The 16,806-nt window shown below is 56.2% G+C and carries 13 protein-coding genes and 1 riboswitch; of the genes, 5 read left to right on the top strand and 8 right to left on the bottom strand.

Going from position 1 to position 16,806, the window contains the following annotated elements; genetic code table 11:
- Positions 1-94 precede the first annotated feature (94 nt).
- Complete coding sequence (gene gltX, locus ACFE33_RS12155; RefSeq protein WP_380053799.1) at positions 95-1,417, top strand: glutamate--tRNA ligase; 1,323 nt, start codon at positions 95-97, stop codon at positions 1,415-1,417.
- 5 nt (positions 1,418-1,422) lie between these two features.
- Here gltX and ACFE33_RS12150 read toward each other — a convergent pair whose 3' ends face one another.
- On the bottom strand, positions 1,423-1,974 hold the full coding sequence (locus ACFE33_RS12150; RefSeq protein ID WP_380053796.1) for a gamma-glutamylcyclotransferase family protein: 552 nt from the start codon (positions 1,972-1,974) through the stop codon (positions 1,423-1,425).
- 71 nt (positions 1,975-2,045) lie between these two features.
- Positions 2,046-2,140, top strand: a riboswitch (glycine riboswitch).
- Between the two features lie 14 nt (positions 2,141-2,154).
- Between ACFE33_RS12150 and ACFE33_RS12145 the strand changes: the two genes are divergently transcribed.
- Genes ACFE33_RS12145 through gcvP form a run of 4 tightly spaced genes read left to right on the top strand, consistent with a single transcriptional unit; the run spans position 2,155 to position 6,664 of the window.
- Entirely contained in the window at positions 2,155-2,295 is a 141-nt protein-coding gene (locus tag ACFE33_RS12145) for a hypothetical protein (protein WP_380053793.1), read from the top strand.
- Complete coding sequence (gene gcvT, locus ACFE33_RS12140) at positions 2,288-3,406, top strand: glycine cleavage system aminomethyltransferase GcvT (RefSeq protein ID WP_380053790.1); 1,119 nt, start codon at positions 2,288-2,290, stop codon at positions 3,404-3,406. Before ACFE33_RS12145 ends, gcvT begins: the two co-directional genes overlap by 8 nt.
- A gap of 21 nt (positions 3,407-3,427) precedes the next feature.
- Positions 3,428-3,787 carry a glycine cleavage system protein GcvH gene (gene gcvH, locus ACFE33_RS12135; RefSeq protein ID WP_380053788.1) on the top strand — a complete coding sequence of 120 codons (360 nt, stop codon included), beginning with the start codon at positions 3,428-3,430 and terminating at the stop codon, positions 3,785-3,787.
- Between the two features lie 9 nt (positions 3,788-3,796).
- Complete coding sequence (gcvP, locus tag ACFE33_RS12130) at positions 3,797-6,664, top strand: aminomethyl-transferring glycine dehydrogenase (protein ID WP_380053786.1); 2,868 nt, start codon at positions 3,797-3,799, stop codon at positions 6,662-6,664.
- Position 6,665: 1 nt separating this feature from the next.
- On the opposite strand, the gene ACFE33_RS12125 is transcribed toward gcvP, so the two are convergent.
- From ACFE33_RS12125 to ACFE33_RS12095, 7 genes are read right to left on the bottom strand one after another with little or no spacing between them, the layout of a single operon-like run.
- Positions 6,666-7,664: an NAD(P)-dependent oxidoreductase gene (locus ACFE33_RS12125; protein WP_380053783.1), complete on the bottom strand. Its 999-nt coding sequence runs from the start codon at positions 7,662-7,664 to the stop codon at positions 6,666-6,668.
- A gap of 9 nt (positions 7,665-7,673) precedes the next feature.
- Complete coding sequence (locus ACFE33_RS12120; RefSeq protein ID WP_380053780.1) at positions 7,674-8,654, bottom strand: glycosyl transferase family protein; 981 nt, start codon at positions 8,652-8,654, stop codon at positions 7,674-7,676.
- On the bottom strand, positions 8,651-11,245 hold the full coding sequence (locus tag ACFE33_RS12115; protein WP_380053777.1) for a molybdopterin-dependent oxidoreductase: 2,595 nt from the start codon (positions 11,243-11,245) through the stop codon (positions 8,651-8,653). Before ACFE33_RS12115 ends, ACFE33_RS12120 begins: the two co-directional genes overlap by 4 nt.
- Positions 11,242-11,577, bottom strand: a complete 336-nt coding sequence (nirD, locus tag ACFE33_RS12110) for a nitrite reductase small subunit NirD (protein WP_380053774.1) — start codon at positions 11,575-11,577, stop codon at positions 11,242-11,244. The genes ACFE33_RS12115 and nirD overlap by 4 nt, the downstream gene beginning before the upstream one ends.
- Positions 11,574-14,024, bottom strand: coding sequence for a nitrite reductase large subunit NirB (gene nirB, locus ACFE33_RS12105; RefSeq protein WP_380053771.1), 2,451 nt, complete (start codon positions 14,022-14,024; stop codon positions 11,574-11,576). The genes nirD and nirB overlap by 4 nt, the downstream gene beginning before the upstream one ends.
- The gene (locus tag ACFE33_RS12100; RefSeq protein WP_380053769.1) at positions 14,024-15,694 is read right to left on the bottom strand and encodes an ABC transporter ATP-binding protein; all 1,671 of its coding nucleotides are present in this window, start codon (positions 15,692-15,694) and stop codon (positions 14,024-14,026) included. The genes nirB and ACFE33_RS12100 overlap by 1 nt, the downstream gene beginning before the upstream one ends.
- Positions 15,695-15,699: 5 nt before the next feature.
- Positions 15,700-16,782, bottom strand: coding sequence for an ABC transporter permease (locus ACFE33_RS12095; protein WP_380053766.1), 1,083 nt, complete (start codon positions 16,780-16,782; stop codon positions 15,700-15,702).
- Positions 16,783-16,806 lie beyond the last annotated feature (24 nt).

Raw genomic sequence — 16,806 nt, 5'->3', positions numbered from 1 at the left:
ATTTGCGGCAATTACGCCAGTGACGTTGGGTCGTTTACTTGCTCCGCCGCGCGTTGCATCGTATGAGAGGCCAAACCACCTAGAGGTCACATCCATGACAACCACTCGTTTCGCTCCTAGCCCAACTGGCTATATTCACATCGGCAACCTTCGCACGGCTTTGTTCAACTACCTGATCGCACGCGCGGCAGGTGGCGAATTCATCCTGCGTATTGATGATACAGACCCCGAGCGCAGCAAGCAGGAATACGTGGACGCCATTCAAGAAGACCTGACTTGGCTTGGCCTTACTTGGGATCGAATGGAGCGTCAGTCCGACCGCATTGAACGCTATGAAGAAGCGGCGCAAAAGTTGCGTGATGATGGCCGCTTTTACGAGTGTTTCGAAACGCCGGGCGAACTTGATCTCAAGCGCAAGAAGCAGCTCAATATGGGTAAACCACCCGTATACGACCGCTCGTCGTTGAACCTTTCCGAAGCCGAAAAAGACAAGCTTCGTGCAGAGCGCGGCGGCTACTGGCGGTTCAAGTTGAACCAAGAGCGTATCAACTGGAAGGATGGTATTCTTGGCGATCTATCGATTGATGCGGCCAGTGTTTCGGATCCTGTCTTGATCCGTGGCGACGGGCAGTTCCTGTATACATTGGCGTCGGTTTGCGACGATATCGACTTTGGCGTAACGGACGTTGTGCGCGGCTCGGACCACGTGACGAATACTGCAACGCAAATTCAGATCATTGAGGCGCTGGGTGGCAAGGTTCCGAACTTTGCACACCACTCACTGTTGACGGGTCCTCAGGGTGAGGCACTGTCCAAGCGTCTGGGAACACTTGCGCTTCGCGATATGCGCGCGGCGGGTATTTCGCCGATGGCGGTTCTGAGCTTGATGGCGCGGCTTGGGTCGTCTGATCCAGTAGAGTTGCGTAGCGAAATGGACAGTTTGATTGCGGGTTTCGATATTTCGAAGTTCGGCTCGGCTCCGACCAAGTTCGACATCGAAGACCTCAAGCCCATGACCGCAAAACTTCTCGCTGATCAACCCTTCGAGAAGGTCGCTGACCACATCGCCGCACTTGGTGTGCCAAGTGAGATCGCGTCTGATTTCTGGGGTGCCACACGCGAGAATATCCAGACGATGGATGATCTTGGCCCATGGTGGGAATTGTTCAAGAACGGCTGTGAGCCAGTGATCGACCCCGAGGACGCGGATTTTATCAAAGAAGCAATGAGCTTGCTCCCCGACGGTCCGCATACTCAAGAAACATGGGGCGAGTGGACCAAAGCCGTTAAAGAGGCAACTGGTCGCAAGGGGCGTGGGTTGTTTATGCCATTGCGCAAGGCGCTGACTGGCATGGACCATGGACCCGACATGAAATCGGTTCTGCCGCTTCTACAGGTCATCCGCGCGAAGCAATAGCGTGCCTAAGGGCGCGTGAACTTGGCGATATAGGAATCCACCAATGCCGTTTGCGCATTGGTGAGTTCCTGTGCCCGTGGATATTGAGGGGATGCGCGGTCATCTATGATGGGCGTGTCCCAGCCATCCGTCGTGTGGAAAAAACGATCTACGCCGTCTTCGCCAAACTCGATCAAATACCCCTGAACAACCACATCAAGGTAACTCAAGAGTATCCCCGGATTGTTCGGGGATTGGAATTCGTCGGGCTTTGGAACCGCATAGAGCGCGATCTCGGGCTTGTAATCCAGTTTATGTTCCACGGCCGTCGTTAGGTGGCGGCCATAACCGCTCTCGCGGGCATCAAGCGCCTGCCAGTCCGCATTCGGCACTTCGGCGATCAGGCCTTCGATTTTGCTATCCGAACAGGGAACGGCCGTCAAAAGGGACACAGGGTGATGCGGCGTAAAGCGCCATGCGCGCCGCCAACCCGTAATTTGCGCGGTATGCGCGTTCTTGTACGAGTGGGTTGCCTGATTAACGAGCGAGCCGTAGCCGAAGAAGAATGGGTTTTTCATAGCTAAGGAATTACGCAGTAATCTGGCGAATACAACCCCTTGTCGGATGTATCAATCAAATGTATGAAGGCGCCATCTCAGTGGGAGAATCTATGGGCGCAACCCCATAGTGCCGAAGGAGCAACCGCCCCGGTAAACTCTCAGGCTCCAGGACCGCTGGGATAAGAACAACTCTGGAGAGTGGCCGCAAGGTCCGCCGAAGGGATAACGATCTCAGGCGAAGGGACAGAGGGGGCATCAGAAGGGCACGCGCTGTGTGTGCTTGGGCTGGTGCCGCGCCACAACGCAAGGCAGCAGAAATTCGGGGACGATTATGACTGATGCCGCACTGAAACAAACCGTTTTCCACGATCTTCATGTTGAGCTGGGTGCCAAAATGGTGCCGTTTGCGGGCTATTCCATGCCCGTTCAGTATCCGTTGGGCGTGATGAAAGAGCACCTGCATACGCGCGCCAAAGCGGGTCTGTTTGACGTGAGCCACATGGGGCAAGTTATTTTGCGTGGCGATGATCCCGCCGCCTCTCTTGAGCGTTTGGTCCCTGTATCGCTCGTTCCTTTGGCAGAGGGACGCCAGCGTTATGCGCTGTTTACCAACGAAGATGGAGGCATTCTGGATGATCTTATGGTGGCGAACCGTGGGGATCACCTGTTTCTCGTAGTGAACGCCGCCTGTAAAGAAGCTGATGTCGCGCATATGAAGGCAGGATTGCCTGATTGTCAGGTCGAAGTGATCGAAGATCGCGCGCTTCTTGCGTTGCAGGGGCCAGAGGCCGAAACGGCGCTTGGTGCGATTGTTCCTGCGGCCAAAGATATGGTGTTCATGGATGTTGCGGTTGTGGCGTCCGATTATGGCGAGCTTTGGATTTCGCGCTCTGGCTATACGGGCGAGGACGGTTACGAAATCTCTGTGGCGAATGATAGCGCTGTAGAATTTGCGAAGGGGTTGCTTGCTCAAGAAGGCGTAGAGCCAATCGGTCTTGGCGCGCGCGATAGTTTGCGCCTTGAGGCGGGGCTTTGCCTCTATGGGAACGACATTGATACGGGAACAACACCCGTCGAGGCCGCGCTTGAGTGGGCCGTTCAGAAGGCGCGCCGTCAAGGTGGCGCCCGCGAAGGCGGTTTCCCCGGCGCGCAAGTCATCCTCGCGCAGTTTGAGAGCGGCGCAAGCCGCCGCCGTGTCGGTATCCTCCCTACGGGACGCGCGCCGATGCGGGCGCATACGCAGCTTTTTGCAAGTGAAACTGCCACAGAGCCGATGGGCGAGGTGACTTCCGGCGCATTTGGTCCAAGCATCGAAGGGCCGATGTCGATGGGGTATGTCGCTATTGATTACGCACAAACTGGGACTAAGATTTACGCAGAGCTGCGCGGCAAGCGTGTGCCTGCAACCGTGGCGGATATGCCTTTCCGTCCTTCGACTTACAAACGCTAACGCACCAACAGGAGAACTCCCATGAAATTTACCGAAGAGCACGAATGGCTTCGCGTCGAAGATGATCTTGTCGTCGTCGGAATTACGGCCCACGCCGCAGAGCAACTTGGCGATGTTGTTTTCGTCGAGCTTCCAGAAGTCGGCGACACAGTGGCCAAAGATGACGAAATCGTCGTGATTGAAAGCGTTAAGGCCGCATCGGATATCCTTGCTCCGATTGACGGCGAGATTGTCGAAATCAACCAAGCCATCGTTGATGAGCCTGGCAAAGTGAATGACGACCCCGAAAGTGATGCATGGTTCATCAAGCTCAAGGTCGAAGACCTAAGCCCACTGGACGACATGATGGATGAAGCGGCCTATAAAGCCTTTATCGGTTAAGGACACCAAATGCCCTATCAAACCACAGGTTATAACACCTACGATTTCGCCAACCGCCGTCATATTGGGCCTTCGCCTGATGAAATGGCCGAGATGCTCAAGGTTATTGGTCAGCCGTCGCTTGATGCGTTGATCGACGCGACCGTTCCCGAGAGTATTCGTCAGTCAGAGCCACTTCCTTGGGCACCGATGACGGAACACGGGCTCTTGGAAAAGATGCGCGAAACCGCCAACAAAAACAAGGTGATGACCAATTTGATAGGGCAGGGCTACTATGGCACAGTGACCCCGCCTGCCATTCAGCGCAACATTCTGGAAAATCCTGCGTGGTATACGGCCTATACGCCATACCAGCCAGAGATCGCGCAGGGCCGTCTTGAGGCGCTATTGAACTTCCAGACAGTCGTTACCGATCTGACAGGGTTGCCAGTTGCCAACGCTTCACTGCTGGACGAAGCCACAGCCTGTGCAGAAGCAATGGCCATGACCCAGCGTGTGGTGAAATCCAAAGCCAAAGCGTTCTTCGTTGATGAGAATTGCCACCCGCAAAACATCGCCGTAATCCAGACGCGCGCTGCGCCGCTTGGGATCGAAGTGATCGTCGGAAACGTTGATGACCTGAATGCGGATGAAGTGTTCGGTGCGATTTTCCAGTATCCGGGCACATTCGGCGAATTGCGCGATTTCACCCCAGAAATCGAAGCGCTTCATGCCGCAAAGGCCGGCGCGATTATGGCGACGGATTTGCTTGCGTTGACCATGATCAAGGAACCCGGTGCAATGGGCGCGGATATCGCCGTTGGCTCTGCGCAGCGTTTTGGTGTTCCGCTTGGATTTGGCGGCCCGCACGCGGCATTTATGTCCTGTGCGGATGCATTCAAACGCTCGATGCCCGGACGGATTGTCGGCGTGTCCATTGATTCACAAGGCAACAAGGCATACCGCCTAAGTCTTCAAACGCGCGAACAACACATTCGCCGCGAAAAGGCGACATCCAACGTCTGTACGGCACAGGCGCTCTTGGCAGTTATGGCGAGTTTCTTTGCGGTGTTCCACGGCCCAAAGGGGCTGAAATCTATCGCGGAGATGGTGCATTTTAATGCCGTGACACTGGCGAAGGGCCTGAAGGATGCGGGCTTTGACGTAGAGACGAAAGCTTTCTTTGACACGATCACGGTTGAAGTTGGCGCGTTTCAGAATGCAATCATCAAGAACGCCGAGGCCGAGGGCATTAACCTTCGCAAAGTTGGCGATACCCGTGTCGGCATTTCGGTTGACGAGATTGTGGATGGATCGCTGATTGAGGCCGTTTGGCGTGCGTTCGGAGTAGAGCAAACCGCCGTTGATTTCGGCAACGCGCCGCAGGACGATCTCACTCAGGCATTCCCTGATGACCTGCTTCGCCAGAGCGATTTCCTCACCCATCCGATTTTCCACATGAACCGCGCCGAAGCCGAGATGATGCGCTACATGCGTCGTTTGGCAGACCGTGACTTAGCGCTTGATCGTTCGATGATCCCGCTTGGCTCTTGTACTATGAAGCTGAACGCGGCTGTCGAAATGATGCCGATCACGTGGCCAGAGTTTAACTCAATCCACCCGTTTGCCCCCGCCGATCAAACGGAAGGGTACCGCGAGATGATTGAGGATCTTTCTGATCGTCTCTGCAAGATCACAGGCTATGACGCCATGTCGATGCAGCCGAACTCCGGTGCGCAGGGCGAATATGCTGGTCTCTTGACGATTGCGGCGTATCACCGTGCGAATGGCGATACCGAGCGTAACGTCTGCCTTATTCCGGTGTCTGCACATGGTACGAACCCCGCCTCTGCGCAGATGTGTGGCATGAAGGTTGTGGTCGTAAAATCGGCAGAAAACGGCGATATCGACGTTGCAGATTTCCGCGCCAAAGCTGAGGCCGCTGGCGAAAACCTTGCTGCCTGCATGATCACGTATCCCTCCACCCACGGCGTGTTTGAGAAAACCGTCAAAGAGGTCTGCGAAATCACGCATGAATTCGGTGGTCAGGTTTATATCGACGGTGCGAACCTGAACGCGATGGTTGGGCTTGCGCAACCTGGTAAGCTTGGCGGTGACGTAAGCCACCTTAACCTTCACAAGACATTCTGCATTCCGCATGGCGGCGGCGGGCCGGGCATGGGGCCGATTGGCGTTCGTGCGCATTTGGCACCATTCCTTCCCGGACACCCCGAAATGGAGGGGAGTTCCCAAGGGCCCGTTTCGGCGGCGCAATTCGGTTCGGCCTCAATCCTACCGATCAGTTGGGCGTACTGCTTGATGATGGGCGGTGAGGGGATCACTAATGCAACCAAGGTTGCTATCCTGAACGCGAACTATATTCGTGCACGCCTATCGGGTGCGTATGATGTGTTGTTCACTGGCAAAGGTGGAAACGTTGCGCACGAGTGTATCCTTGATACGCGTCCGTTTGCGGAAACCGCTCATGTAACGGTTGACGATATTGCCAAGCGCCTGATGGACAGTGGATTCCATGCCCCGACCATGAGCTGGCCCGTTGCAGGTACGCTCATGATCGAACCAACAGAGTCCGAGACTAAAGCCGAGCTTGATCGCTTTATCGACGCGATGCTTTCAATCCGCGCCGAGATTGCCGCGATTGAAAGTGGCGAAATGGATGCGGCGAACAATCCTCTCAAGCATGCTCCGCACACTGTTGCATCGCTCGTCGGAGACTGGGATCGCCCCTATACACGTGAGCAGGGCTGTTTCCCTCCCGGTTCGTTCAAGGTTGATAAATACTGGCCGCCAGTTGGTCGGATCGACAACGTATTCGGCGATCGCAATTTGATCTGCACCTGTCCGCCCCTCGAAGATTATCTCGAAGCGGCAGAATAACTTAAGCGGTGGCTGGATAAACTCCAGCCACCGTTTCGCATTTCAGGTCTGCGGCGGCAAAAGCTGTTTCTAGTGTGGAGCAGACTTCGCAGGTCGCCGGATTTTCGTGAGTCAGCCACACAACGCGTCTATCCGCTTGAGCCTCTGCGATCATCTGATTGGCCGCGCGCTCTATTCGTTGGTCTTGTGGGATTTCAACGCGTTCTGCATCGCGCCGTGCAAATTCGAGATAGCTTCGATCGAACTCCGACGCATAGAAAATCACGTCCGCTTCCTGTAGGCGCTTCACTGCGCGCAACGTCATCATGTCGCGTCCACGTGCACCCGTTGCCACCAAACAAAGCCCCGGAAGGTCCTGTGCCGGAGCGCCACCATTGGCGATTGCATCCTTGATCGCTTTCGCGGCGGGCCGTTCGCGCCCTGCGGTAAAGTCCGCGCGTGGGCTCGAAGAAAATACCCAGCGCCAGAGATCGCGCCGTTGAATTGGGCCCAAATGATGCGCCGCGCTGTCACGCAGCCGTCCCACCAATGCCGCCAACCCTCCGAGGTTGGGTTCAAGGAGTTCTTCCATTCGGGTTTTGATTTGGCGCGCCAGTACAGGCGCGGTCCCCTCGGTGCCGATGGCCACAACAACGGGGTCACGATCGACAATGGAAGGCGTCAACGCGTCGCAAAGGCTCGGCTGGTCCACCACGTTCACAACTGCGCCCGCGGCCTTGGCGAGGGTTTGAAGCGCGGCATCGGCGCCTTTGCATCCAGTAGCAATGAAAACAAGCGCGCTATCGACGAATAGATCAGGAGTAACGTCGGTTGCGTGTCGCTCTGCGCGGCCTTCTGCGATGATATCCGCCAGTTCGTCGTCAATTTCACCTGCCGCTGCAATCATGATTTTTGCTTCGGTTTTGAGGGCCAAGCGGCATTTCTGTGCGGCTTGTTCGCCACCGCCACAGATGATGATACGGCGGTTAGCAACCGTTAGGAACATTGGGAAGGTCTTCACCGCTATCTCCTATTCCGAGACCACACGAGAGTGCCAAAGCTCCTGCGCAAGAGTATCGGCAGCCTCGATAGTAGGTGCTTTGCCCAAGGTCAACAATGCCAGCGCCGCGGTGCCCGTTACGATGGCTTCCGCGAATGGGTCAGATATTTCGCCCTTCCAGAGTGCGGCGAGGTCTTCGGGGCGGGGTTCCTCTGCTGCGAGGCGGCGTGTTTCGTTCATAAGGGCAGGGGCGCTCCCTTCCCATGCCGAATTTTCCCGCAGACCAAATGCTTGGACCACCTTGGACGGATGTCGCTCAAATTCGCCGCCGCCGCCTTTGATCACCGAGAGAGAGGTTAGGCCGAGAATTTTTCCGGCATCCGCCTGCAACTCTCGGTAGGTCGGGTGGAATACTCCCTGAACAGAGGCCGTCGCACCCGTTGGGTTAAAAACCCGCAGAGTTGTGTTTACCGCCGAGCGAAGCCCCAAAACATCGCGCAATTTTAGAACCCTGAATGCCTCTGGCGCCAAATCTTCGAGTGGCGCATAGGCTACTCGCCCCTGTTCAATCGCAGCCTTTGCCGCGCTTGCCGTTGTCACCGTTTCGATTTGGAGCGGATCAAGTTGAGTGCGCACAGATGCCAGCGGATTTTGGTGCGAGTTCCAGCCATGCAGCAACACAGATGCGCCCGTTTGCGAGACCAATTTTGCAGACAAGAGAAAATAGGGCAGCCCACGTGTTCGCCCCGCCGCATAGGTCGGCCAATCAAGCGATGCCGAAACAGTATCCCAGCCCGAAACGCGTGCGCGCAAGGCCTTAACAAAGCCCGCAATCTCATCGGCATTTTCACCGCGAAAACGCATCAACATAAGAAGCGCGCCGACGGCCTCAGGGGCGCAATCTTGGCTTAGGATAAGTGTAAACGCCTCGAATGCTTCTTCCTGCGTGAGCGATCGAGACCGACCAGGCCCCCGCCCAAGTATTCGGACATAGGGGGCAAGTTTTGTCATTCGGCGGCCACTTTCAATGAGGGTATATCCCTCAGTAATGCCTGAAGTTCGGGCTTGCAAGACCCACAGCTTGTGCCCGCTCCCGTGCATTCGCCAAGTGCCTCAACGGTTAGGGCGCCTTCGGCAATTGCAGCGCGCAGGGTGTTTTTTCCTACACTCATACAGGCACAGACAGTTGCGCCCGGATCAGGTTGATCGGCGCCGGGAACCCCCGCAAGCACGTGCTGTGCGTCCTGTGTCCCGATGAGCGATGTGACAAACCCGCGTGCAACCGAAACCGGAGATTTTGCCGCAAAGAACGCACCACGCAGTACACCGTTCTCGATAATGGCGATACGGATTGTGCCGCGTCTTTTGTCTTCGAATATCAGCGCATCACCGCTTGTTAGCCCAAGCGTTGCGCGGGCTTCTTGCTCCCAACAATCGGGGGATTTGACGCCCGCGATTTCGGCGCGCCAGCCAGTGTCGCTGCGCATTTTTGCGACATAGGGGCGACCGCTTGTGATGTCTCCATCAGCGGCAGCAAAAGCGTACCATTCCGCATCATAACGTGTGGCCGACACCACCGCGCCCTTTAGAGCGGGTTGGCCAGATACGGGATCTGTCACCGAATTACCCGCAAAATTCACGCGCCCGTTTGCGGCGAATTGCGCCGTCCAGTGCATTGGCGCGAAAACGCTTCCGACTTGGGCGCGGTCAGAGATGAGAACCCGAAGCAACGCCCGCCCGTTTTCCCCCGAAAGCCGCAGGAGCTCGGCATCTTTCACGCCTATATTTTTGGCGTCGATCGGATGAATCTCGGCGAATGGTTCGGCGATATGTTGGCCCAGCCGCGCGGTTTTCCCTGTTCGTGTCATTGTGTGCCACTGATCACGCACACGACCCGAATTTAGCCGCAGGAAGTTCGGCTGCGGGATGTTGCGCGGCGGTGTGACAGCCAGCATTTTTGCCTTGCCGTCGGGGCGATAGAACTCCCCCTCTGCAAAGAAGCGCTCGGTGGTTGTTCCGTCCTTTTTCACGGGCCACTGAACAGGTTCCAAAGCGTCGTATTGCTCGGCACTCATCCCCGCGAGGCCAGAGATATCGAAGTCCCGCCCAAACTGTGCCGTATGCAGCGACAGTCGCGCGTATTCGTCGAAAACCTCAGCTGGAGAGGTAAAGGCAAATCCGTCCTCGTATCCCATCCGCGTTGCCACATCACAGATAATTTTCCAATCAGGACGCGCCATGCCCGCAGCGGGGAGAAACGCGCGTTGGCGACTTATGCGGCGCTCGGAATTGGTGACCGTGCCGGATTTTTCACCCCACCCCGTGGCGGGGAGCAACACATCCGCTAGATCACCTGTGTCGGTACGCGCCATAATATCGGAAACGACGGTAAACGGCACATTTTCAATCGCTTGCGAAACCTCAGAAGCGTTTGGCATTGAGACGGCGGGGTTGGTGGACATCACCCAGAGTGCCTTGATCTTGCCCTCTGCGCAGGCTTTGAACAAGTCAACGGCCTTGAGGCCCGCGCGGTCTGCGATCACGGGTGATTGCCACGCTGATTGAATTGCATTGCGGTGATTGGGGTTCTCAAGATCTAGGTGGTTCGCCAGCATATTCGCCAGTCCGCCGACCTCTCTGCCGCCCATGGCGTTGGGCTGACCTGTAACGCTAAACGGTCCCATGCCTGCGCGGCCGATGCGGCCCGTGGCGAGGTGACAGTTCAGGATGGCGTTCACCTTGTCCGTGCCGACGGCGGATTGGTTCACACCTTGTGAGTAGATCGTGACGACCTTCTCGGTCTCGGCCCAAAGCGCGACGAAAGCAGCGATATCTTTGTCGCTTAGCCCGCAATCCATATCAGTACGCGCCGCATTAAGGGCATCTTCAAAACCCGTGATATGCTGCTCGACATAGCTGCCGTTCACCTTGCCTTTGTCGTGAAGTGCGACGAGCAGTTTATTGAACAGTGCCGCATCCATATCGGGCGCAATCGCCAGATGCATATCTGCCAAATCCGAAGTCGCCGTGCGGCGAGGGTCGATATTGACCACATTCATATTCGGACGTTCGGCCTTGGCTGCAGCGAGGCGCTGGTAAAGGATCGGATGGCACCATGCCAAGTTACTTCCGACCAGCACGACCAAGTCTGCTTGTTCGATATCCTCGTAGTTTCCGGGGACGGTGTCGGTGCCGAAGGCCCGTTTGTGCCCCGCTACGGAACTCGCCATGCAAAGGCGCGAGTTGGTGTCGATGTTGGCGCTGCCGATGTATCCTTTCATCAGCTTGTTGGCGACGTAATAGTCCTCAGTAAGTAATTGACCTGAAACATAAAACGCGACGCTGTCAGGACCATGTTCGTCGATTGCAGCGCGAAACTTGCCCGCGACCAGATCGAGAGCTTCGTTCCAGCTTGCCTCACGTTTGCCGATCTGCGGTGCGAGAAGACGACCCTCGAGATCGAGGGTCTCGCCGAGTGCCGAGCCTTTGGAGCACAAACGGCCAAAGTTGGCTGGGTGGTTCTTGTCGCCTTGAATGCTGTTATCAGGCCCGACAACAATCCCACATCCCACGCCGCAGTAGGGGCAAGTCGTGCAGGTCATGCGGCACTCTGCGCGGTCAGGCGCGCCACATCCAGCATGATCCGGCCTTCCTGAACCTGCACGCTATAGGTCGCAACCTGTCCTTCGTCTGCGCCCTGCGCTTCGCCCGTATTCATGTCAAACACCCAGTTATGAAGGGGGCAGGTCACGGAGCTCCCATGCACGATCCCTTCGCTGAGTGGGCCTTTTTTGTGGGGGCAAGTATCGTCCATCGCGAACACTTCGTCCTCCGCAGTGCGGAAAACGGCGACGCACCCAAGGCTCGTTTTTACTAGCCGCGCGCCGCGTTGGGGAATGTCATCAAGGGCACCAATATCGATCCAGTCACTCATTCTGCGGCCTCCAAGCTAAGGTCAGCCAACGGCTGCCATTTTTTCTGACGGTACTCTGGGGTTGCTTGCTCGGCCCACGGGTCTTTGCGGTAGATCGTTTGAGACAGCTCAAAACGTTCAACCAGCGCGGCGCGTTGATCGAGATCGTCCACGACTTGTTCCTTGACCCAGTCCAGACCAACTTTCGCAACCCATTTATAGGCGCGATCAAGGTACTTTGCGTTCTCACGGTATATCTGCATGAACGCGGTCGTTAGGGCGATGGCCTCTTCTTCGGTTGCAACTTTGGCAAGCAATTCGGTTTCCCGAACGTCCATACCTGCCGCTCCGCCAACCGAAACTTCATAGCCAGAGTCGACACAGACGATGCCGATGTCCTTACAGGTCGCTTCGGCGCAATTGCGCGGACAGCCGGATACGCCAAGTTTGACTTTATGCGGTGTCCACGAGCCCCAGAGGAGTTTTTCCAGCTTGATCCCGAGGCCAGTCGAATCCTGTGTGCCAAAGCGACAGTGATCCTTGCCGACGCATGTTTTTACTGTGCGCAACCCTTTGGAATACGCATGCCCTGAAACCATCCCCGCTTGGTTCAGGTCATACCACATGGCGGGCAGGTCTTCTTTTTTGACGCCAAGCAGGTCAATGCGTTGGCCGCCTGTGACCTTGACGGTCGGAACGTTGTATTTGTCCGCGGCATCGGCAATCGCGCGCAACTCGTCCGGCGTTGTGATCCCGCCCCACATACGCGGGACAACGGAATAGGTGCCGTCTTTCTGGATGTTGGCGTGGTTGCGTTCGTTGACGAAGCGGCTCTGCGGGTCGTCCTGATATTCAAGTGGCCAATCGGCCAGCAGGTAAAAGTTTAGCGCAGGGCGGCAAGAGTGGCAGCCACAGGATGTTTTCCATCCGCATTCCTGCATAACGGCCGCCATGGACTTCAGCTCTTGCGATTTAATCATGCGCCGCACATCTTCATGCGAGAGATCGGTGCATCCGCACATTCCCTGCGCCGCTGGAATGACGAAATCATCGCCGAGCGTCACGCCCAGCACCTGTTCCACCAAACCCGTGCAGGTTCCACAAGAACCCGAAGCCTTGGTTACTGCACGAACGGCCCCGAGGTCGTTCGCGCCATCTTTTATTGCGGCAACAATGTCGCCTTTGGAAATGCCGTTACAGCCACAGATTTCTGCATCATCTGGTAAGGCTGCAACGGCCGCCATAGGGTCCAGGGGGGCACCTCCCTGAAAGGCAGGCCCAAAGATCAACGTGTCGCGTATCTCGCTGATGTTTTCGCCCGATTTGATCTTGCCAAAGAACCAAGAGCTATCGGCGGTATCGCCATACATCACAGCGCCGATGATTGCGTCATCCTTGAGAACGAGGCGCTTATAGACACCACGGGATGGATCGCGGAAAACGATATCCTCGCGATCCTCACCTTCGGCAAAATCACCTGCCGAGAAGAGGTCACAGCCCGTCACTTTGAGCTTGGTTGAGATTTCCTTTTGAACAAACTCGGCGTGCTCGCCCACAAGCGTGCGCGCAAGAACCTTCGCTTGGTCGTAGAGTGGCGCCACAAGGCCAAAGATAGCGCCTTTATGCTCTACGCACTCGCCGACAGCACAGATATCCGAATCCGATGTGATCATCTGGTCGTCGACATGAATACCTTTGCCGACCATCAAGCCCGCGTCAGCAGCAAGAGCGACATTCGGACGAATGCCCACCGCCATCACCAAGAGGTCACAAGGGAGTTCGGTGCCATCATCCAGCATAAGCGCCTTTACATGGCCATCTTCACCGACGATCTCTTTGGAGTTCGCGGAGCAAAGTACCGTGATGCCCTTCTCGATGAGCGCCTTGCGCAAGAGGTATCCTGCGGCTTCGTCAAGCTGGCGTTCCATCAGGTGACCCATGATATGCACGACCGTCACATCGACCCCGCGAAGCGCCAGCCCTGCTGCGGCTTCTAGTCCAAGAAGACCTCCACCAATCACGACGGCTTTGGGGTTTTCTTTCTCCCCGAGCGCGATCATGCGGTTTGTGTCTTCAAGATCGCGATAGGCAATCACGCCCTCAAGGTCATGTCCAGGAAGCGGGATGATGAAAGGGTTGGACCCCGTGCCGAACATCAGCTTGTCGTATGGAACCTCATCGCCGTTCTCGGCAAACACCACCTTGCGGTCACGATCTACCTTGGCGACCTTTTCACCAAAGCGGCAGGTAACGCCGTTTTCTTCGTACCACTCGGAAGTGTGAATGATAATGTCTTCAAACGCTTTGTCACCCGATAGAACAGGAGAGAGCATGATGCGGTCATAGTTGCCGCGTGGCTCTGCGTTAAAAAGGGTGACTTCATAGGCGTCCGGATCGAGCTTGATAAGCTCTTCCAGAGCGCGCCCCGATGCCATACCCGCACCGATAATGACGAGTTTCTGGGCCATTAGGCTGCCTCCTCTTTCTGTTTCTTGGGGTCTTTGCCGTGTTCGTATTCCTCGAGGAAATCCAGAACTTCGGCGCGGTACTTATAGTAATCAGCATGCGCCAAGAGCGCCTTGCGCGTGCGCGGACGGGGTAGGTCGACGTCTACGATCTTGCCGATGGTTGCTTGGGGGCCGTTGGTCATCATCACCACACGATCCGCAAGCAAAATGGCCTCGTCCACATCGTGGGTAACGCAAATGGCGGTTACCTTGGTGCGGGACCAGACTTCCATGAGAACCTCTTGCAGCTCCCAGCGGGTAAGGCTGTCGAGCATTCCGAAGGGCTCATCCAACAAGAGAAGCTTGGGCGAGAGCGCGAAGGCGCGCGCAATACCGACGCGTTGTTTCATACCGTTGGACATGGAGTCAGCCATCTTATCCATCGAGTCCGCGAGGCCGACACGCTCAAGATAATATTCAACAACGTCCTGACGCTCGGCCATGGACGCCTTGGGATAGACCTTGTCCACACCAATCGAAACATTCTCCTTGGCGGTCAGCCACGGAAACAAGTTGGGGGATTGGAACACAACGGCGCGCTCTGGATCGGCGCCCTGAACGTGGCGACCATCAAGACGGATACCGCCCTTGGAAATATCATTTAGCCCCGCCGCCATTGTTAGGACCGTGGATTTGCCGCATCCAGAGTGACCAATCAGCGAAATGAACTCGCCCCGATCCACCTTGAGGTTGAAATCCTCAACAACCGTTAGCGGGCCTTTGGGTGTTGGATAGACCTTGTGAAGCTGCGAGAAATCAAGGAACCGCTCGTCGATGAGCCCTTCTTGGGCCTTGGCGACCGCTGCGGGAACACCGTGGATTGGGGTGACATCGGGGAGTTTGCGGCTCTCTTCGACGCGGCTCGAAATTCCAACGTCCATGAGGTACTGGGTGATCTCGCCGCGGAGTGTCTTGAACGCTGAGCTGTCGTTCATCTCGATGCGATCACGCGGGCGCGGGATGTTTACAACGAACGGTTCCGAGAGCGTTCCATCAGGATTTAGCGCGATAATGCGGTCTGCCATGATGATGGCTTCATCCACATCGTTCGTAATGAGAACAACCGTTTTGCGATCCGCGCTCCAGATATCAAGGATCTCATCCGCGAGATTAGCGCGCGTAAGGGCATCGAGCGCAGAAAGCGGCTCGTCCAGCAACAAAACCTCTGGGTTCATCGCCAATGCCCGCGCAACCGAAACGCGCTGGCGCATACCACCCGAAAGCTCGGCGGGGCGGCGATCCTTGGCGTGGGAGAGGCCGACCATTGCGATGTATTTGTTCACAATCTCGGCGCGCTCGTCCTTGGAATTGTCCTTGAACACAGCATCAACCGCGAGAGCCACATTCCCCGCAACTGTCAGCCAAGGCATGAGGGAATAGCTTTGGAATACCAAACCGCGCTCTGGGCCTGGGCCAGTAATCGGGGCGCCCTTGAACAGGACTTCGCCTTTGTCTGGCGTATTCAGCCCCGCGATGAGGTTCATCAAAGTGGACTTGCCGGTGCCGGAAAAGCCGAGGATAGCGAGGAACTCGCCCTCCTTTACGTCAAGGTTGATATCATGCAAAACCTCAACCCGTTCAGTTCCTGTACCAAATCCAACGTGGACGTCTTTGAATTCTACAACTGCCATGTCGATCACCGGTTTGCTGAGAAGGTAAAGAGGGATTGGATCGTGAACATCAGGCGATCGAGCAAGAAGCCGATGATACCGATGGTAAAGACCGCAACCATGATCTTGGCGAGGGACTGCGAGGAGCCATTCTGGAACTCATCCCAAACGAACTTCCCAAGACCGGGGTTCTGCGCAAGCATTTCCGCCGCGATAAGAACCATCCAGCCCACACCGAGCGAAAGACGCAGACCCGTAAAGATGAGCGGAAGTGCAGAGGGGAGTACGAGTTTCGTAATTTTGGTGAAGGTCGAGAGCTTCAGAACCTTGCTCACCGAGATCAGATCTTTGTCGATGCTTGCGACACCAAGGCTTGTGTTTATCAACGTGGGCCAAAGCGAGCAAAGCGTTACGGTGATCGCCGAGTTCAGGAAGGATTTGGTGAACAGCCCGTCGTTTGTGGCATAAACCGCGGAAACAACCATCGTCACGATCGGAAGCCATGCGAGCGGTGAAACCGGTTTGAAAATCTGGATAAGAGGGTTGATCGCTGCGTTCACAACGGGGGAGAGACCCGCAGCAATACCGAGCGGTACGGCCACAACGGTAGCGATCAGGAAGCCAAAGAATACGGTTTGGATCGAGGTCCAGATTTGGTCATAGTAAGTCGGCTTGCCAGTATAGGCGCGCTCTTTGACTTTATCTTCTTGACCGTCTGCGATCAGCTTGGCGTTGCGCGTGTCTTGGCGCTCATAGAATGAAGCTTCTTTCTCGCGCTCACGAATATGATCGGCATGGAGTACGCCGACTTGCTCCCATACTTGCGAAGGTCCCGGAACCGCGCCGAGTGATGTCACGACCTTAGGAGCAAGCGCCCCCCAAGCAGCGAGAAACAGGCAAATCGAAAGGATAGGCACCCCGAGGAGCAGCCAGATTTGGCTCATCTGTGCGCGCGGGTTGTCGCCCGCTAGCGCCTTGAGAATAGGGGTCATCCAAGCAAGACCCAGCACTTTGAACCATGCATCCGCTTTGTTGATGCGAGTGAAAAGGCGTGCTCGTTTTGCTTCCTTGTCAAGGTTTGCGGCGAATTCGGGATCGACTGTGGTCATCTGACCTTCTCCAATTTGGCGGCT

The organism is Falsihalocynthiibacter sp. SS001 (assembly GCF_042445055.1).
Classification (GTDB): Bacteria; Pseudomonadota; Alphaproteobacteria; order Rhodobacterales; family Rhodobacteraceae; genus Falsihalocynthiibacter.
Note: the sequence above shows the minus strand (reverse complement) of the source record. Positions and strands in the feature narration are given on the sequence as shown.